The organism is Pollutimonas rozaliensis (assembly GCF_048751585.1).
In the GTDB taxonomy this organism is placed as follows: Bacteria; Pseudomonadota; Gammaproteobacteria; order Burkholderiales; family Burkholderiaceae_B.
Window position 1 is genome coordinate 285811 of sequence record NZ_JAZHOB010000008.1, and the last position, 19429, is coordinate 305239.

The 19429-nt window shown below is 61.5% G+C and carries 16 protein-coding genes; 5 read left to right on the forward strand and 11 right to left on the reverse strand.

All coding sequences use genetic code 11. The features are described 5' to 3' along the window. Positions 1-73: 73 nt before the first annotated feature. From V0R37_RS16600 to mnmC, 5 genes are all read right to left on the reverse strand, one after another. A complete protein-coding gene (locus V0R37_RS16600) occupies positions 74-484 on the reverse strand; it encodes a c-type cytochrome (protein WP_420375566.1) in 411 nt (136 codons plus the stop codon). Further along, a complete protein-coding gene (locus V0R37_RS16605) occupies positions 481-1056 on the reverse strand; it encodes a ferritin-like domain-containing protein (RefSeq protein ID WP_420375567.1) in 576 nt (191 codons plus the stop codon). Before V0R37_RS16605 ends, V0R37_RS16600 begins: the two co-directional genes overlap by 4 nt. Before the next feature lie 35 nt (positions 1057-1091). Then, positions 1092-1793, reverse strand: coding sequence for an RNA polymerase sigma factor (locus tag V0R37_RS16610; RefSeq protein ID WP_420375568.1), 702 nt, complete (start codon positions 1791-1793; stop codon positions 1092-1094). A 130-nt stretch (positions 1794-1923) separates the two neighbouring features. After that, on the reverse strand, positions 1924-4140 hold the full coding sequence (locus V0R37_RS16615; RefSeq protein WP_420375569.1) for a glycoside hydrolase family 31 protein: 2217 nt from the start codon (positions 4138-4140) through the stop codon (positions 1924-1926). Positions 4141-4255: 115 nt separating this feature from the next. Then, the gene (mnmC, locus tag V0R37_RS16620) at positions 4256-6121 is read right to left on the reverse strand and encodes a bifunctional tRNA (5-methylaminomethyl-2-thiouridine)(34)-methyltransferase MnmC2/FAD-dependent 5-carboxymethylaminomethyl-2-thiouridine(34) oxidoreductase MnmC1 (RefSeq protein ID WP_420375570.1); all 1866 of its coding nucleotides are present in this window, start codon (positions 6119-6121) and stop codon (positions 4256-4258) included. A gap of 87 nt (positions 6122-6208) precedes the next feature. On the opposite strand from mnmC, the gene V0R37_RS16625 reads away from it, so the two are divergent. The 4 genes from V0R37_RS16625 (at position 6209) to mgtE (ending at position 10432) form a co-directional block, all read left to right on the forward strand. After that, positions 6209-7057 (forward strand): inositol monophosphatase family protein, encoded by an 849-nt coding sequence (locus V0R37_RS16625; RefSeq protein WP_420375571.1) that lies wholly within the window; start codon positions 6209-6211, stop codon positions 7055-7057. Between the two features lie 105 nt (positions 7058-7162). Further along, positions 7163-8365 (forward strand): M20 aminoacylase family protein, encoded by a 1203-nt coding sequence (locus tag V0R37_RS16630; protein WP_420375572.1) that lies wholly within the window; start codon positions 7163-7165, stop codon positions 8363-8365. Between the two features lie 228 nt (positions 8366-8593). Beyond that, positions 8594-8938: an acyl-CoA thioesterase gene (locus tag V0R37_RS16635; RefSeq protein WP_420375601.1), complete on the forward strand. Its 345-nt coding sequence runs from the start codon at positions 8594-8596 to the stop codon at positions 8936-8938. A gap of 15 nt (positions 8939-8953) precedes the next feature. Further along, a complete protein-coding gene (mgtE, locus tag V0R37_RS16640; RefSeq protein ID WP_420375573.1) occupies positions 8954-10432 on the forward strand; it encodes a magnesium transporter in 1479 nt (492 codons plus the stop codon). A 133-nt stretch (positions 10433-10565) separates the two neighbouring features. On the opposite strand, the gene secA is transcribed toward mgtE, so the two are convergent. After that, complete coding sequence (gene secA / locus V0R37_RS16645) at positions 10566-13307, reverse strand: preprotein translocase subunit SecA (protein WP_420375574.1); 2742 nt, start codon at positions 13305-13307, stop codon at positions 10566-10568. A gap of 95 nt (positions 13308-13402) precedes the next feature. Beyond that, complete coding sequence (locus V0R37_RS16650; RefSeq protein ID WP_420375575.1) at positions 13403-14365, reverse strand: M23 family metallopeptidase; 963 nt, start codon at positions 14363-14365, stop codon at positions 13403-13405. Positions 14366-14408: 43 nt separating this feature from the next. On the opposite strand from V0R37_RS16650, the gene V0R37_RS16655 reads away from it, so the two are divergent. Then, complete coding sequence (locus V0R37_RS16655; RefSeq protein ID WP_420375576.1) at positions 14409-14885, forward strand: DciA family protein; 477 nt, start codon at positions 14409-14411, stop codon at positions 14883-14885. A gap of 22 nt (positions 14886-14907) precedes the next feature. Here V0R37_RS16655 and lpxC read toward each other — a convergent pair whose 3' ends face one another. The 4 genes from lpxC to V0R37_RS16675 form a co-directional block, all read right to left on the reverse strand. Further along, on the reverse strand, positions 14908-15831 hold the full coding sequence (gene lpxC / locus V0R37_RS16660; protein WP_420375577.1) for a UDP-3-O-acyl-N-acetylglucosamine deacetylase: 924 nt from the start codon (positions 15829-15831) through the stop codon (positions 14908-14910). Positions 15832-16064: 233 nt separating this feature from the next. Continuing rightward, positions 16065-17237: a cell division protein FtsZ gene (ftsZ, locus tag V0R37_RS16665; protein ID WP_420375578.1), complete on the reverse strand. Its 1173-nt coding sequence runs from the start codon at positions 17235-17237 to the stop codon at positions 16065-16067. Positions 17238-17402: 165 nt separating this feature from the next. Continuing rightward, entirely contained in the window at positions 17403-18629 is a 1227-nt protein-coding gene (ftsA, locus tag V0R37_RS16670) for a cell division protein FtsA (RefSeq protein ID WP_420375579.1), read from the reverse strand. Between the two features lie 6 nt (positions 18630-18635). Then, positions 18636-19427 carry a cell division protein FtsQ/DivIB gene (locus tag V0R37_RS16675; RefSeq protein WP_420375580.1) on the reverse strand — a complete coding sequence of 264 codons (792 nt, stop codon included), beginning with the start codon at positions 19425-19427 and terminating at the stop codon, positions 18636-18638. Positions 19428-19429 lie beyond the last annotated feature (2 nt).

Consider the following 19429-nt stretch of genomic DNA (forward strand, 5'->3'; position numbering starts at 1 on the left):
AAAGCTGGCCCGCATCTATCGGCTTCCAAAGCCTTTAAATGCGGGTCCGCTGTATTTACTCCTCTTTATTTTTTTATTTGCCTTTGCAGTCCGCCGACGCGTTTTCACGCTTCAAGTACGCAATCAAATCCGCACGTTCCTGGGGATCGGGAATGCCCGCATAGCCCATCGAGGTTCCCGGAATGGCTTTAAGCGGATTCTGCAGAAACAGATCCAGGGTTTTCTCGTCCCAGACGATTTTCGAATGGCGCATCGCATCGCTGTACGCAAAACCCGGCACCGTGCCCGCCTGTCTGCCGAACAACCCGCAATGCCTGGGCCCGGTGCGGTCGTAGGCCAAGGCATGGCAAGCCAGGCAGCGCGAATACACGGCTTCGCCCCGGACGGCGTCGCCGGCCGAAGCGGCCCACGCGGCCGCCACTGCGCCTCCTGCCCATAAGCCCAGGCTACAGGACAGCGCGGCCACCCATGCCTTGCCGCTCATGACATGAAGGCCGACGGTACGGGAGGCTCGCCCAGGGCATTGCGCAAGACCGCCCAATGCATGGCTTCGTCGCCCAATATGCTGGCCGCCGCCTTGGCCAGGTCGCGGTTGTCGAACACGGGCACCGCGCCCAGGTATGCGCTGACCGCCCCTTTTTCCAGCATCGCCGCAAAGCGCAGGACATCGGCCTGGGATTTCAGCTTGTCGACCGGAAAGGTGTATTTGTCCTTGGCGGAAACCGGCTTTCCCCCCAGAGTGGTTATGGTCTTGGAAAGCAGGCTGGCATGCTCTTTATGATGGCCCTGGAAAACAACCGCAAGATCCAGCACCGGCTTTTGCAGCAAACCGCTTTCGGCACCCACCTGGTAGGCGGCGATCGCCTCGAGTTCGGCGCCCAACGCCGTATTCAGGATGCGCACATCGGAAGCGCCCCCTTCTTTGCCCTTGGCAAGCGCATCGCGCCCCGCCATCAGCGCCACGGCGGCACCCGATAGAAGCAGCCCCGACTGGCCAAGGAAGGCGCGACGGGCATCGCGCGTATCGGGATCATGGACAAAACTTAGAAACGACATGGCACTTCTCCTGAAGGAACAGCACTTGAAAACTCTCATTCCCTGCGTTCTTGCTCCAGACGCGCCATGACGGCGGCCACGATGCGGTCGCAACGGTCGCCGGCAAAGGAAAAGGCGGCCGCCAGGCCTTCAATCGCTTCCTGCTTCAGCGACTTGCGCAACAGGCCGCGGGCGCGAAAATATCGGCTGCGCACGGTGGCGGCGGGAATACCCAGGCAGACAGCGGTTTCCTCCACGGAAAGCTCCTCGACGGCACGCAGCACAAATACCGAACGGAAGGTATCGGGCAGCCGATCGATGCGGGATTCCAGCATGTGCCGGGTCTGAGCGCGCAGCAGTTCCCTCTCGGGCTGATTGAAAGGCGATTCGTCCATGGTGGTCTCTGACGTTGCGTCGTTATGCTTCAGGTCGCTGTTGAACTCCAGCCAGGTGGACAAGCGGTTTATCTTGCGCAGGCGCTGGTTCGATTCGTTGACGACGATGCGCACCAGCCAGGTGGAAAGGGTGGAATCGCCGCGAAACGAACCTATGGCGCAATAGGCCTTATAGAAGGCTTCCTGCACCGCCTCTTCCGCGTCGGCCTCGTTGCGCAAAATACTGCGGGCTACCCGGTAAAGCCGCTGGTTGTAGCGGCGCATCAATCTTTGCAGCGCATCCCGGTTGCCTTGCGCAAGCTGTTGCGCCAGTTGGGTATCTGAATCGCCTGCGCCGGCAGGCCTGACAAGAGCTAAAGGCATGATGAAACCCGGAATAATGTGTCGGTTACAGCATTAGATGCCATCGCTCATCCACGCGTTCCCGCCATTTATGAAAAAAGGGGGCAGACGCCCCCTTTTACTTGCACAGATACAGATGGAATTGCGCGGTCTAGCGCGCCCGCGATATGCGCACCTCGGCTCCGCGGCGCTTAACTTCCAAGCCTTCGGAAGGAAGAATACGCAGGCCTTCCAGGCCCTTGATGTAGCTGGAACCCTGCATCTGCATGACCCGGATCTTGTTGCGCATGACGACGGGGCTGTGTTCCGGCATGCCGAACATCCAGACCTCGTCCAGAATGCGGGCCGAATTGAAGTCGCCCGAATGCTGGGCGGTCGGACCCAGGCAAAGCATATGGCCTTCCCTGCCGAATAAAGGCAGGGTATCCAGCCCGGCCTCCACGGTCAGGGTGGTGCCGCCTTCGTAGCGCCATCCGGTATTCAGATCCCACCAGGCGTCCCCTTCGGGCAGGTAGACCTGTATCTGATTGCCCGGCTTGAGCGCCGGCGCGACGAGCAGCGAGGGTCCCAGCAGGTATTGAGTATCCCAGGCATGGGCAATGGGATCGGCCGGAAATGCCAGCGCCATGGAACGCTGGACCGGCAGCCCGGTCCGCACGGCGTCCTCGATAATGCCCAATACGTACGGGATCAGGCGATATCGCCATTGCAGCCAGTGCTTGACCAATTCGCGCGTGCCCGCCTCGAATGCGCTGGGCAGCAATGCCGGCAGGGATTGGAAATTGAAGTTGGCGGAAAACACACACATGGCCAGCCAGCGTATATAGAGCTCGGGGCTCATATCGCTTGTGGAGTGCAGAGCCGAGCCCAGGGCATGAGTCTGTACCGGGATGCCGCTGTCTCCCAGCGACAGGGAGGTCCGCAAGGTATGTTCAAGTGCGGGCCAGCCATTGCCCGTGCGCGGTCCGGTCTGCCAGGCAAAGCGCTGCGCCCCTGGAAACAGGTCGGTGCTGCATGCCACGCCTTCCTGAGGCGTCTTGTGGCCCGCCACCGCATCGAAAAGCGCCTGGCGCGCCAATAAGGGATACACGGTGCGCAGCATTGCGGCTGATTCGCCGCCCCGCGCGGTAATATCATCGGGGATGTCGAACTGCGCATCGCAGGATGCAGCTCCCAGGCCTTCGTCGAACAACTGGCGCAGGCGCTCCGACCAAAGCTTGAAAACATCCTTGTTCGTCAGGTCAAGCAGGCCGAAAGCCTGCCCGCCGGTAATGGCGTTGCCGGGAAAAGCGTAGGCATTGCCATCGTCGTCGATGAGCAGCCAGCCCCGGTCTTCCCATTCGGCGTACATTTCGGTGCCGCGCAATACGCCCGGAAAAGTCGGCGCGGCAAGCTGCACATTGAGCGCCTGACAGCGCGCCAGCATATCGCGCGCATCCTCGACGCGCGCCGCGTCCCAAGCGAAAACCGGCTTGTCCGGCTGGAATCCGAAGGGTGCCGGAGACGACAGGCTGACGGCATCGAGTCCCCACTGATTGTCACGGAACTCCGAGACAATACGCAAGGTTTCGTCCACGGACTGCCCCGGAGCCTGATCAAGCCAGACACCCATGGGCCACAAGCCCGGCTGTCCTGCCCGTCCGGTCAGGGCCGTATACTGATTCAGGATTTCGGCAGGCTCGCCGACAAAGACAAACAGATCGAATACCTTGTCATGCAAGACAGCCTGGTAAAGATCGGCTTGCGACTGTTCGATGTCGTGCTCGACCCGCGCCAGCGTATTGAAGTAAAGGCCCCACCCCTTGGTGCTCCAGATCAAAGGCAGCGCCCTGGATTCGGGCATGTCGGAAACGAAGAGCGATCCGCGCCGATCGAATTTGGCGGTGGTCTCGCCGCCGCCATGCAAGCTATCGTCGCCGTCTAGCTCGGCGCCGAAGCGCCATATCGCCGCATCGGCCTGCCCGCCGCGCGACAGCGTGGCATCGGATTGGCTGCGAAAAATACAGTGCTCGCCGCGATACAACGCAAACTGGAACGGCGACTTCACAATTTCCATTGCGATATCCCCTTGCTCCAGCCGCCAGCCGTATTCCACCGGCTCCGCGATCGAACTGATGGCCAGTTCACTGACCGCTTCCTGGCGCGCCAACAGCATTTCAGCGTGCGCTTTCGCTCGCAAGCCGGGCTTGTCGTTTTGAAGGGTTTCGGCATTTCCGCAACGCAGGCGATATACGCCCGGGGCATGCGCCTCGACCTGGAACAATAAGCCGGGATCGTCAAAAACAAAATCGGCGCGAGTGGATTTCGACGTCAGGAAATCCAGGGTAACAAGTTGCGTCACGTGAGCAAGATCAGACTTGGGCGGCACAGCGCAATCCTCGGGGCTTACGCCCAAAAAGCATTCAAAAGTCATTATTTTGACGGATTTGAGCCATAAAATAAAATCGCACGAATTTATGCACCTTTTAAAAAGCCGGAAACCCTTACCGCGGGGCGATTTTGCGCAACAATTCTCGTTCCAGGGGGACGGGCTCGTTGCACAATCGAGCGGCAATGATGTCTCCCGCCAGGGCCGACCAGCTAAGCCCCCTCGAACCATAGGCACAAGCTAGCCATAAACCTGGAGCGCCGTCAATAGAGCCTATGACCGGCAAGCGGTCGCTGACGGCGGCTCGCCATCCCGCCCAACCCTGGAAGGAGCCCGGCGGCCCACCCAACTGCGCGGACTGTATATTCAATAATGCGGATATCCTGCTTGCCACCTCGTTGCGCCCCTGCGTCGTCACTGTGCTGGCCGCAGCGCCAAGCACATATGTGCTGCCGCCGGTGCATTGTTCTTGTACGGCTGGCAACCAGTAGCCGTCTCCCGCCACGATGGCCCGCGTGCCGGATGCGGCACCACCGGTAAAATAAGCGACCTGACCGGCCAACCGGTGCATGGACGCCAATTTGCTTAATGGGGGAAGATCGGGAACCCGGGCCAACAATTCGGCCGCTTGCGCCGCATTGGCTAGCACGACATTGCCCGCACTGGCGATTTCCCGCCCTTGGGCATCAAGCGCGATCCATAGCCCCGACTCATTCCGGCGCAAAAACACCGCAGACCGCGCCTTACAGTATACCCCGGGCAGGCTCAGCAAAGCTTCCAGCAAGGGCACTGGCTGCACGAGCTGTCCCTTTCCGAACCACAGGCCTCCCGAATGCAGCGGGAACCCTACGCGTTCCGATGCCTGGACCGCATCTTGCCAGCATACCCAGTCTTCGGGAAAGCGCAGCGCATCCAGCGCCTGCCGCCGCCGGGCGGCATCCTCCGGATCGGCAACCACTTCCAGCGTACCGCAGGGCAATGGCCGGGCGTCGCCGGGCAATTCCTGCCAGCGCTGCAAGGCGCGCAGCACGCCCGCACGGCTCAGGCGCGCCCGGATATCGTCGTCCGGGCTGATGACGGGACTCAAACCGGCTGCCCGGTGCCCATGATGGCTGGCTCCCAGCCCCGCCTGCAGGACGGGATCCAGCACGGTGACCTGACGGCCGCGTAGCGCCAGGGCCTGCGCCACCCCGGCTCCGGCCAGTCCGCCGCCCACCACCAGCACCGAACCGTCAGCGCCGCCGGCCGGCTCCTTGCGGCCCATGCCTGTACGCAAGCCGGCGACTGTCATTTCCCTCTTGCTGCCGAATCCCTGTACTTTCGACACCAGAAAACCGGCATCGCGCAAGGCGCGCCGCATTTCGCCGGCGCAGCACCAGGTTGCGACGGTCGCGCCCGGATTGGCCATGCGCGCCAACTGGCCAAACAAGGGACGCGACCACATGTCGGGATTCACCCGGGGAGCAAAACCGTCAAGGAAAAACGCATCCACGCCCGCCGATACCTGCTTGGCCAGGCGCATGACCGGGCCAAACGCCAGGGTCAGCGTCACGGCCCCATTTTCGAATTCCAGCCGGTGCATGCCTGGCAGCAAAGGCGGCCAGGCGGCGACCAGCTGCTTCGCAAGCGCATTTTCGGCTGCCGGCAAACGCGCCAGCAACTGCGCCATATCCTGCCTGGAAAAAGGATGCGCCTCGAAAGAGACGAAATGCAGGCGCGCCGGCCGCCGCGGGTCGTTGCGCCAGCAATGCCATAAGGCCAGGAAATTATGGCCCAGCCCAAAACCCGTTTCGCATACCGTGAATGCCTGCCTGCCTTGCCAGCGGCGGGGTAAATCGTTTCCTCGCACGAACACGCCTTCCGCCTGCGCCATGGCGCCCGCCTCGGGATGATAGATATCGCCGAAGTCCGGACTCATGAGGATGCCGCGCCAATCGAAGGCCGGCCTTGCGGGGATTAGCGGTTCGTAGTTGCTGGACATGCTTGCCGTAGCGAAAATCAAAAACCCATCACGTACAATGATACGTGAACGAGCGAGCGACGCTCTTGCTGGCGAGGCCTTTACCGTATGCAATCCAACCGACTTCCTGTTAGCGATTACCTGGACACCGCCGTTACCGCCGCCCGCGCCGCGGCGGCGATCTTGCAAGCATACGCCCACAATCGGGCCGAACTGGTGATCGACAAGAAAACCCGCAACGACCTGGTTTCGCAGGCGGATCGCGAAGCGGAGCAGGCCATCATCGAGATTCTGCGCGAACGCACTCCCGAGCTGGGCATCGTGGCCGAGGAAAGCGGCGGCTTCACATCGGGAGCCGCCACCTGGTATATCGATCCGCTGGACGGAACAACCAATTTTCTTCACGCCATCCCGCAATATGCCGTGTCCATCGGACTTATCGCCCATGCCGGCGCGCTGGTCACCGGCGACACACCGCTTGAGCAGGACACACCCATCATCGGCGTGGTCTATGACCCGAACCGCGAAGAGCTCTTCACCGCCATGCACGGCGTCGGCGCGTGGCTGAACGAACACCGCATCGCCTGCTCCTCCACCGAGCAATTGGCCGAATCGGTGGTGGCCACCGGCTTTCCCTTCCGCGACTTCTCGTTCGCCGATCAATACATGCCCACCTTGCATCAGGCCATCAACACGACGCGGGGGGTGCGCCGCCTGGGGGCCGCCGCGCTGGACCTGGCATGGGTGGCTTGCGGCCGCTACGACGGCTACTGGGAAATGGGCCTGGCGCCCTGGGATGTCGCCGCGGGCACCCTGATCGTGCGCGAGGCGGGCGGCATCTGCGAAGACATCCATCATCGCGATCCCTGGCCGGTCAAGGGCTATGTCTACGCGGGCAATACCCATACCGCGCCGGCGCTGGACGCCATGATCCGGCCGCACCTGACGAAAGGCTAGCCGCTCGCCCCAGCCGCTATGTCCGTGTTCGCATGGCCCTGATTTGATGATACGCTGGCACTGGCGTATAAAGTTCCAATCAACGAACACTACAGGACCGCAACCATGAAGCTGGCCGAACCTATCGTCGGATGGAAATCCGAAATCGCGGCCATACGCCGCGATATCCATGCCCATCCTGAACTGGCATACGAAGAAGTCCGCACCGCCGATCTGGTCGCGGGCAAGCTCGAATCCTGGGGCATACCGGTACACCGCGGCCTGGGCGTCACCGGCGTCGTGGGCATCATAAAGGGAAAGACCGAAAGCGGGCGAGCCCTGGGCCTTCGGGCCGATATGGATGCCCTGCCCATGCAAGAGGCCAATACCTTCAGCCATGCCAGCAAGCATCCGGGGAAAATGCATGCCTGCGGCCATGATGGCCATACAGCCATGCTCCTCGGCGCGGCGCGCTATCTGTCTGAACACCGCGACTTCGCCGGCACGGTGTACGTGATCTTCCAACCCGCTGAAGAAGGCTTCAGCGGAGCCCGGGCAATGATGGACGACGGCCTGTTCACGCTGTTCCCCATGGATGCCGTATTCGGCATGCATAACTGGCCCGGCATGCAGGCCGGAACCTTCGGCGTCGTCGCCGGACCCATCATGGCATCCAGCAACACGTTTGAAATTCGGCTCGAGGGCAAGGGCGCGCACGGCGCCATGCCGCACTTGGGCGTCGATCCCGTCATGGCCGCCGTTCAACTGGCGCAAAGCCTGCAAACCATCGTCACGCGCGACCGCAACCCCCTGGATCCGGCCGTGCTCAGCATTACCCAGATTCATAGCGGGTCGGCCGACAACGTCATTCCCAACGACGCCACGCTTCGAGGCACCGTCCGCACGTTCTCCGACCAGGCGCTGGACCTGATCGAGCAGCGCATGGCCCAGGTCACCGAACACACCAGCCTGGCCCTGAACTGCAAATCCGAATTCGCTTTCCATCGCAAATACCCGCCCACCATCAATCACGACAAGGAAGCCGCTTTCTGCGCACAGGTTCTGCAAGGCATCGTCGGCGCCGAACACGTCGATCAAACCGTGCAACCCTCGATGGGCGCGGAAGATTTCGCCTTCATGCTGAAGGAAAAACCGGGATGCTACGTCTGGATAGGCAATGGCCAGGGCGGCCACCGCGACCAGGGACACGGCACAGGCCCCTGCATGCTGCACAACGGCAGCTACGATTTCAATGACGAGCTGATCCCGCTGGGCGCCACCTACTGGGTCGAACTTGCCCGGCAATGGCTCGCAAGCCAGGCCAGCTAGCGCGGCAGGCCATTTAACAAATGTTTAACGGCCCGCCGGGCGCTTGCCATTAAAATAGCCAACGCAATGCGTCCGGCCTGCGCCGGTTACTCTACAATGCATCGTCCCCCACACGCCTAGTCCGGCCCTGCCAGGCAGGCGTGATCGATATCTGGAGCAGCAACCTTGAGCACCAACAATATCCAAACCGTCTTGCCCCCTCCAGAGCGCCACGCCGTTTTACGCGTAATGCCGCAGCCGGCCGACGCCAATATTCACGGCGACGTATTCGGCGGCTGGATCATGGCCCAGGTCGACATCGCCGGCTCCATCCCCGCCACGAGGCGCGCGGCGGGCCGTGTGGCCACGGTCGCCGTCAATTCCTTCACCTTCAAGCAGCCGGTATTCGTCGGCGATCTGCTCAGCTTCTATGCCGAGATCGTCAAGGTGGGCAACACATCCATCACCATTTCGGTGGAAGTCTATGCCGAGCGCCAGCGGCTGGAGCTCGAGGTCGTCAAAGTCACCGAAGCCATTCTTACTTACGTCGCCACCGACGACCAACGCAAGCGCCGCCCTCTTCCACCCGTTTGAACGCAAGGTTTGCCTATGTCGGATCCCTCAGTCCAGGCTGAAGACGCAGCGATCGTGATTCCGCGCCGCCTCGACCCCGAAGACGCGCAGCTTGCCTTGCAGCGCTTGCAAGCCATCCTCAAGCGGCAGGAAGTGGTGGAGGCCCTGGCGCACCGCCAGTACGAAGAGGACGACAAATCCAATCTGCTGGAAGGCCTGCTGCACCGGCAGCACGAGAACGAAATAAAGGCCATCGTCAACGACCTGCATCCGGCCGACATCGCTTTCATTCTGGAATCGCTGCCGGTACAGGAGCGTCAGGCTGTCTGGCAACTTGTCAGCGCCGAGCACGATGCCGACGTGCTGCTGGAAGTCGACGATTGGGCGCGCGAATCCCTGATCGAGTCCATGGATCACCAGGACCTGATCGCCGCGACCGGCACCATGGATGCGGACGAAATCGCCGACCTGGCCGCCGACCTTCCCGCGGACGTCATCGCCGAAGTGCAGAAGGGGCTGACCGACGAAGAGCGGGCGCAACTGATCGAAGCCATGGGCTATCCCGAAGACACGGTCGGCGCCATCATGGACTTTGAAATGGTCCGCGTGCGCGAAGACGTGTCGCTCGAGGTGGTGCTGCGCTATTTGCGCCGATTGCACGAACTGCCCGACCATACCGACCAGATCTTCGTGGTCGACCGCGAGGACAAGCTGCAAGGCACGCTGTACCTGTCGACGCTGCTGGTCCGCGAACCCGAGAATCTGGTGTCCGATGTCATGGTCACCGACTACCTGACGCTCAATCCCCTGGACTCCGACGCCGACGCGGCGGGCGCGTTCGAACGCTACGACCTGGTCTCGGCGCCGGTCGTCGACGACCAGGGCCGCCTGATCGGGCGGGTCACCATTGCCGAAGTGGTGGACGTCATCCAAGAGGACTCGCAAGAACAGGCCCTGTCGCGCGCCGGCTTGCAGGAAGAGGACATTTTTGCGCCGGTGCTCGATGCCTTGCGCAACCGCGCGCCCTGGTTGTTCGTCAACCTGTGCACGGCTTCGATCGCCTCGCTGGTGGCGTCCCGATTCGAGGACACCGTCAGCCATATTGTGATTCTTGCCTTCCTGATGTCCATCGTGGCGGGCATAGGCGGCAACTCGGGCAACCAGACCATGACCATGATCATCCGGGCGCTGGCCGTGGGCCGGGTCACCGGCTCCAACGCCTGGCAACTGGTCAAGCGCGAACTGACGGTAACCTTCCTGGTGGGCGCCTGTGGCAGCGTGGTTGCGGCTTGCTTTGCCTGGGCCATTTCGGGCTCCATCGCGATCGCCGCCGTGATGATGGCCGCGATGATATGCAATATGCTTATCGGCGCGGCCCTTGGTGTGCTCATACCCATGCTGCGCGACCGCTTCGGCAAGGACCCAGCCATGGGCTCCTCGGTGCTGCTGACCTTCGCCACCGACTCGCTGGGATTTTTTGTTTTCCTGGGCCTGGCCACGCTGTTTCTGATCTAGCCCGCCAGAATGGCAAACCGCTAATTGTTGAGGCCAGGTCTTGCCGGACCTGGCCTCAATTTATCTTACGGCTGCCACGCTGTATCGTGCGGCGCCGGCGGCATTGGCCCGTTTGGCGCCGGAATCCTGCGGCCTAGGCCAGCTTTCCGTGGCAATGCTTGAATTTCTTGCCGCTGCCGCAAGGGCAGGGATCGTTGCGGCCCACCTTGGGCATTCCGGCGGGCAGCGCGCCCCGCCCGGCCGGAGCCTGATCGATACCGGGATCCGCACCGCTAAGCGCGGCATCGTAATCGGAATGGTGATAGGTGACGTTATCGAGTGCCGGTTCGGTCTCCTCGACTTCGACCTGCTCGCGGGACTGTATCTTGACCGTCATCAGAACGCGCACGACTTCATTGCGGATGCGGTCCAGCATGTCGGAGAACAGCTCGAAGGCCTCGCGCTTGTATTCCTGCTTGGGGTCCTTTTGCGCATATCCGCGCAGATGTATGCCCTGCCGCAGGTGATCGAGCGCCGACAAATGGTTGCGCCAGTGCGTATCGATCGATTGCAGCAGCATGGAGCGCTCGAAGGGCGCCCAGCCTTCCGAGCCAACCAGATCGACCTTGGCCTGGTACAGGCGGCGGGCCTCGCCCAGTATCCGCTCGAGCAGATCGTCGTCGGTCAGGCTGGGTTCTTTTTCAAGCATCTCGACCAGCGGCAGGGAAAGCTGCCATTCCGCGTCCAAGGCCGTTTCCAGCCCCGGCACGTCCCATTGGTCTTCCACCGACTCTTCCGGTATGTGGGCCCTGAACTGTTCGGTAATGGCGGCTTCGCGCAAGCTGGCTATGGTTTCAGAGACATCGACCGATTCCAGCACTTCGTTGCGTTGTGCGTAAAGCACCTTGCGCTGGTCGTTGGCGACGTCGTCATATTCGAGCAATTGCTTGCGTATGTCGAAGTTGCGGCCTTCCACCTTGCGCTGCGCCGACTCGATGGAACGCGACACCATCTTGGCTTCGATGGGCTCGCCCTCGGGCAAACGCAGGCGCTCCATGATGGCGCGCACGCGATCGCCGGCGAAAATGCGCATCAGCGAATCCTCGAGCGAGAGATAGAAGCGCGATGATCCCGGGTCGCCCTGGCGGCCGGCCCGGCCCCGCAACTGATTGTCGATGCGGCGCGACTCGTGGCGCTCGGTGCCGATAATGCGCAAGCCGCCGGCCTCTTTGACCGCCGCGTTGGCGGGGGCCCATTCGGCCTTGATGACGGCGATGCGCTCTTCTTTCTGCTCGGCCGTCAAGGAGGCGTCGGCGCGGACCAGGTCGATCTGCTTCTCGACGCTGCCGCCCAGGACGATATCGGTGCCGCGGCCGGCCATGTTGGTGGCGATGGTGATGTGGCCCGGCTTGCCCGCCTCGGCCACGATCTCGGCTTCGCGCGCATGCTGCTTGGCATTGAGCACTTCGTGCGGCATCTTCGCCTTGGCCAGCATGCCGGATAGCAATTCCGAATTTTCGATGCTGGTCGTGCCGACCAGCACGGGCTGGCCGCGCTCGTGGCAGTCCTGGATATCGGCCAGGATGGCATTGTATTTTTCAGCGTCGGTCTTGAAGACCTGATCGTTCTGGTCCACGCGCGCCATCGGACGGTTGGTGGGAATGATCACCGTTTCCAGGGAATAGATTTCCTGGAATTCGTAGGCTTCGGTATCGGCCGTGCCGGTCATGCCCGCCAGCTTGGCGTACATGCGGAAATAGTTCTGGAAGGTAATGGATGCCAGCGTCTGGTTTTCGTTCTGGATCTTCACGCCTTCCTTGGCTTCCACCGCCTGGTGCAAGCCGTCCGACCAGCGCCGGCCAACCATCAGGCGGCCGGTGAATTCGTCGACGATCACGATTTCATCGTTCTGGACGACATATTGCTGGTCGCGGAAGAACAGATTATGCGCACGCAGCGCCACCATCAGGTGATGCACCAGAGAGATATTGCGCGGATCGTACAGCGACTCGCCTTCCGGCAGCAGGCCGATCTTCACGAGTATCTGCTCGGACTTGACCTGTCCGGCTTCCGACAAGTGCACCTGCTGGCCTTTTTCATCGACCCAGAAGTCGCCCTCGGGTTCGGGCTCGTGCGGCTTGGGCTCGAAGGGCATGCGGGTCAGCATGGGCGGCACGGCATTCATCCGCACGTAAAGCTCGGTATTGTCTTCCGCCTGGCCCGAAATGATCAGCGGCGTACGCGCTTCGTCGATCAGAATGGAGTCGACCTCGTCGACGATCGCGTAAAACAGCGGGCGCTGGCGGCGATCTTCGGCGCGATACTCCATGTTGTCGCGCAGATAATCGAAGCCGTACTCATTATTCGTGCCGTATGTGATATCGGCTTGGTAGGCGGCCTTTTTCTCGTCGTTTTCCTGTTGGGGCACGACCACGCCCACGGTCATCCCCAGGAAGGTATACAGGCGCCCCATCCATTCGGCGTCGCGTCGCGCGAGGTAGTCGTTGACGGTCACGACATGGACGCCCTTGCCCGCAAGCGCATTCAGGTAGACCGCCAGGGTCGCCATCAGCGTCTTGCCTTCGCCGGTGCGCATTTCCGCAATCTTGCCGTTATGCAAGGCGATGGCGCCCAACAACTGGACATCAAAGTGACGCATGCCGAAAACCCGCTTGCTGCCCTCGCGGACCACCGCAAACGCCTCTGGCAACAGGTCGTCCAGCGATGCGCCGTCGGCAATGCGCTGACGAAACTCCGGAGTTTTTGCAGCCAGCTCCTGATCGCTCAGGGCCGCCATGCCCGATTCGAGGGCGTTGATCTGCGCCACGTGCTTGCGATACTGTTTAAGTATGCGGTCGTTACGACTACCGATGAGCTTTTTTAGCAGAGAAACCATTCTTGTGTCGTCGATGCGAACTTGCCGCGCACAGCGCAAATTCCCATGCCTGTCTGTTGGGGTTGGCGGATTTTTCCGCAGGAAAACGATACAGTTTAACGCACCTGGGGCACGGCGGCTTCCGCCTGCGGGGAGGCATCGACCACAAGTTGCCGCTCCGGCTCCTGCCGAGCCAAAAACAGTGTGGGATCAAGGGGATGGCCCGCCATGCGCACCTCGAAATGCAGATGGGAACCGGTGGAGCGGCCGGTGGAACCCACGCGCGCGATCAGCTGCCCCTTCTCGACCAGGTCGCCCACTTTTACGTTGATGGACGACGCGTGCGCATACCGGGTAATCAGCCCGTTGCCGTGGTTGATTTCGACCAGCTTGCCGTAGCCGGGCGCGTAGCGCGCCTCGGTAACCACCCCTCCCGATGCCGCGTGAATGGGCGTACCCTTGGGCGCGGCGAAATCCAGGCCCTCGTGCATGGAGTGACGGCCCGTCACCGGATTGCGCCGCCAGCCGAAGGAAGAGGTCAGGTAGGGATAATTGACGGGATTGAAAGTGGGCAGCCCGGCCTCGATGCCGCTACGCCGGGTCAGGACCAGGTCCAGCATCTCGAAGCCGTCTTTTTTCTGGGACAGCTCATGGGTCAGCGCATCCAGTTGGCGGCCCAGGCCTTCGGCCGACCAGGAAGCGCCATGCTCGGAGGTGATATAGTCCATGACGGGAGCATCGCCTTGTTCCAGGCTGGCATGCACCTCGGGGTCGGTATACGATACGCCAGCGGCTTCGGCAACCCGTTTGCTAAGGGCATCCATCGCAATCAGCTTGGCCTGCAGATCGCCCACCTTGGATGCCAGCAAATTGACGTTTTCACGCACATAGGCCGAATCCCGGGATGCCTGTTCCGTAATGACGCGTTCCTGGTCGGCCGTCATGACGGGCCGTTTGAGCAGATACGACTGGACCCACGCACCGGCAGCCGCCGAGGCACCCATTGCAGCCGCCGCGATAAGCGTCACGAAAGCCACCCTTAGCACCCTGGCGTTAGAATCAGCAAACCTTTTGCGCATATAGCTTTATCTCACTTCAATTCAATTCTTTATAAATACAGACATGTCCCGACCCGGCACACGACGATCCCATGACGATGCGCGGCCCGCCACCCTGGCGCTAGGCTGGCTGGGCGGCGACCGGCAAGGTGCGCAGGTGCTGGAGACGGCACGCAGATTGCTGGCGGCCGAGCAAGCGGCAAAAGACGCCTTGCCGCCCGCCCTGGCCCTGGTGTGCAAGGTGGCCCGTATAGAAAGACAGCAAATTACGCTGGCAGTTCCCAGCGCCGCCTACGCGGCAAGGCTGCGGCAACTTGCCCCCAGCATCGTGCAGACGCTTGCTGGCGGCGGGTGGAACCTTACCGAAATCAAGGTCAAGGTTCAAGCCGGCCTGTTACAAAGCCAGACAAAAAAGTCTGGCAAAGAGGTGGTCCCCCTGGACAATGCGGCGCTGGACGCCTTCGACGAACTGCGCGGCAAGCTGCGGCCCGGCCCGCTGGCAGATGCGGTAAAACGCCTGCTGGACCATCATCGCCGCTAAAGGCGCGCCGGGTGTTTGCCTTTTACGCGAATTTCCATTCGCGCGTGAAGGCCTTGGGTGCGGTAGCCATGGAATCGTATGTCACGAGTTCCCAGCTGTCTTGCCGGGCGAGCAGCGCCCGCGCCAACTGGTTGTTCAGGCCGTGCCCCGACTTGCACGCCACATAGCGCGCAACCAGAGGCTTGCCTATAAGGTAAAGGTCGCCGATGGCGTCCAGTATCTTGTGTTTTACGAATTCGTCGTCGTAGCGCAAGCCATCGGAATTGAGCACGCGGTACTCGTCCATGACAATGGCGTTATCCAGGCTGCCGCCGCGAGCCAGGCCCGCGGCGCGCAAGGCCTCGACCTCGCTGGCGAAACCGAAAGTACGGGCGCGCGCAATGGTCTTGATATAGGAGTCTTTCTCGAAATCGACTTCGGCGAAATTGGCCGTGGAGTCGATGGCGGGATGGTGAAAATCGATGGCGAACGACAAGGCAAAGCCGTCGTAAGGTTCCAGGCGCGCCCATTTCAGGTCGTCGCCTTCGCCTTCGCGGACTTCGACGGTTTTCAGGACGCGCAGGAATTGCTTGGGCGCGGCCTGTTCCTCAAGGCCGGCCGAGCGCAGCAGGTACACGAAGGTGCCGGCGCTGCCGTCCATGATGGGAACTTCCTCGGCGGTAAGGTCGACGTGCAGGTTATCGACACCCAGGCCGGCCAGCGCCGACATCAGATGCTCGACGGTGGATACGCGCACATTTCCCTGCTGCAGCACCGAGGCCATGCGGGTGTTGCCCACCTGGTCCGCCTGCGCGGGCAAATCGACGACTTCGGGAAGATCAACGCGATGAAACACAATACCGGTATTGGGCGCGGCCGGGCGCAAGGTGATCTCGACCCGCCGGCCCGAGTGCAGGCCGACCCCTTTGGTACTGATCGTTTTCTGTATGGTGCGTTGACGTAGCATATTCTGGATTAAGCAAGATCATGCCGGGATTCGCCCGGAAACATGAATGACATAGTAGTGTAACCGAATCAAGGGTTAACCACTAAACATATGTGTTTCAAGCGACTTCAGGCAGCCCGTGAAAACAGGCGATAAAACGCGGCGGCGCACTTCCCCGGGGAAAGGGGGAAGTGCGCTGCCGGGCCTGTCCGGGAGGACAGACATGTGAGAGGCGTATTTACTGCTCCGAACCCTTAGTCCGCCTGCTTGCGCAGGAAGGCCGGGATATCGAAGTGATCCATGCCGGCGGTTTCCAGGGCGCGCACCTGGGCCGAAGCCTGGCTGCGCGGATTACGGATGACAGCGGGAACATCCGAACCGCCGAAATCATGGCCGCTCATCATGCCCATGTTGTCGGTGCCGGTACGCAAGTTTTCCGCCACATTCTGCACCAATTGAGGACGCGACGCCGCGGGACGGCCAAGGCCAGTCGCCACCACGGTCACACGCAGGTTTTCGCCCATGGATTCGTCGTAGGCCGTGCCGAAAACGATGGTTGCCTCGTCGGCGGCATAGCTGCGGATGGTATCCATGATTTCGCGGGTTTCACGCATCTTCAGGGTGCGGCTTGCCGTGATGTTCACCAGCATGCCGCGGGCGCCATGCAAATCGACGCCTTCGAGCAAGGGGCAAGCGATGGCGCGTTCCGCGGCCACGCGGGCGCGGTCCGTGCCGGCGGCGATCGAAGTACCCATCATGGCCTGGCCCTGCTCGCCCATGATGGTCTTGACGTCCTCGAAGTCGACGTTCACATTGCCTTCGACATTGATGATCTCGGCAATCCCCGCGCAGGCGTTGTGCAGCACGTCGTCGGCCGACTTGAAGCAGTCTTCCTGCGTTGCGTCTTCGTCCATCAGGTCATACAGGTTTTCATTGAGCACGACGATCAGGGAATGCACGTGCTTGGACAGCTCGGCAATACCTTCTTCCGCCATTTTCATGCGCTTGCCGCCTTCGAAACCGAAGGGCTTGGTCACCACGCCCACGGTCAGAATGCCCAGTTCCTTGGCCACTTCGGCCACGACCGGGCCGGCTCCGGTACCCGTGCCGCCGCCCATGCCGGCGGTAATGAAGACCATGTTGGCACCGGTCAGCGCCGCGCGGATTTCCTCGCGGGCGGTTTCGGCCGCGGCGCGGCCCTGTTCAGGCCGTGCGCCAGCACCCAGGCCTGTGCGGCCCAGGCGGATCTGGACGGGCGCCTCGCTGGTGGCGAGCGCCTGGGCGTCGGTGTTGGCGCAAATGAAATCCACGCCGTTCACGCCCGATCGGATCATGTGGGCCACGGCATTACCTCCTGCGCCGCCCACTCCCACTACTTTAATAACGGTACCATTCGCGCTGGTATCGAGCATTTCGAAATTCATCATGATTGACTCCCTCACATAACCAAAAAAAGCGACAAATACAAAGTTCCCCAGTACTGCTTATTGTCCGGAATCGCTTCAAAGGAATTGCCAGCCTGATTCGCTCGCACCTGATTTGAAACTCCTCCGTGAACAGGCTTATGCCACCTGTCCATCAGGGCTTGCGCCCTAATTCATGAACCACTCCTTCATGCGCGCCAGCAGAGTCCTGAAACTGCCCTTCTGCTGAGCCACCTTGCGGCCTCTGGCGCGCTGCAAACGGGCTTCGGACAGCAAGCCCATCACTGTGGAAAAACGCGGATTGTGCATGACATCGGCCAGGCTGCCCTCGTAGGCGGGAACCGCCACACGCACCGGTTTCAAAAATACGTCTTCGGCCAGCTCGACAATGCCCGGCATCAATGCCGTGCCGCCAGTCAGCACCACTCCGGAAGCCAGCAAATCCTCGTAGCCCGATTCGCGCACAATTTGCTGTACGAAGGTAAACAGCTCCTCGATACGCGGTTCGATCACGGCGCCAAGCGCCTGGCGCTTGACCTGGCGGTTGGGCCGGTCGCCCAGGCCAGGAACCTCGATATGCTCCTCCGGGCTGGCCAGCACCTGCTTGGCGATGCCGAAGCGCAGCTTGATTTCCTCCGCATCCGGAGTGGGCGTGCGCAGCATCGCCGCGATATCGCTGGTGATCTGATCGCCCGCAATCGGCACGACCGCGGTGTGCCTGATGGCGCCGCCGGTAAAGATCGCGATATCCGTCGTGCCGCCGCCCACGTCGACCAGCACCACACCCAATTCCTTTTCGTCGGATGTCAGGCAGGCCAGGCTGGAAGCCAGCGGCTGAAGTATCAGGTCCTGCACCTCCAGGCCGCAGCGACGCACGCACTTGACGATATTCTGGGCGGCGCTGACAGCGCCCGTGACAATATGCACACGTACTTCCAGGCGCAATCCGCTCATGCCTATCGGCTCGCGTATGTCTTCCTGAGAATCCACAATGAACTCCTGGGTCAACACATGCAGCACTTGCTGATCGGTCGGGATGTTCACCGCCTTGGCCGTTTCGATGACACGCGCCACATCGGTCGCGGTCACTTCCTTGTCCTTGACGGCCACCATGCCGCTGGAATTGAAGCTGGTGATGTGGCTGCCCGCGATGCCGGTATAGACTTCGCGGATCTTGCAATCGGCCATCAGCTCGGCCTCTTCAAGCGCGCGCTGTATGGAATTGACGGTCGATTCGATATTTACCACCACGCCTTTGCGCATGCCCTGGGATTCATGCTGACCCAGGCCCAATACTTCGAAACGCCCTTCCGGGAGGATCTCGGCCACCACGGCCACCACTTTGCTGGTGCCGATATCGAGTGCAACGATCAGGTCCTTGATGTCACGGGTCATAGTCTTTTACTTCGCAGAGGTATTGGAAACAGGGGCCAGGGTAATTGCAAAACCGTTGGCATAACGTAAATCGGCACTGCTTATGGCGCGGCCGTCCAGCCGCTCCGCCAGCTTCGGCCAGGCCTGGACGAAGCGTTCTATCCGCGCCGCGAACGGCAGCGCTCCGGAGCGGCCATGCGGATCGGCCACATCGGCGGCGGGATCGCGGCCCAGGCTCAGGCGCACGCCGTCGGAAAGTTCCACTTCCCAGGCATAGCGTGGACTAAGCGTGACTTCCTGGACGCGCAGGCTAAGAGGCGCAAACCAGCGCGCAAGCTCGGCATAGCGCTGCACCACCAGCCGCTCGGAACTTTCCGGCCCGTTCAATTGCGGAAGATCCGCATCGTCGGGCAGTTCGCCCTGGTTGGCCGAGAAAGCCTCGCCCCAGCTGTTGATCATCTGGTTTTCGTTCCACAGGGCCAGCGGCTGCTGCTCTTCGATCTGGATGCGCAATGCATTGGGCCAGACGCGGCGGATGCGGGCGTGGCGAACCCAGGGCACGGTTTCGATCAAATCGCGGGTATCGTCCAGATCGACCGAGAAAAAATTGCCGGCGATCTGCCCCGCGATGGTGGCCCGGACGCTGGCGGCAGATACGTAGTTCAGGGATTCGGACTGCATCGGTTCGATCTGTATCTTGGCAATGGCGAAATAAGGCCGTTGCGCAATCCACACCACGACGCCCAAGATCAATGCAAGCACGGCCAGCAAGGCCAGCATGTTTGCAATGAAGTTGATCAATCGGGCGTCGGAAAACACGA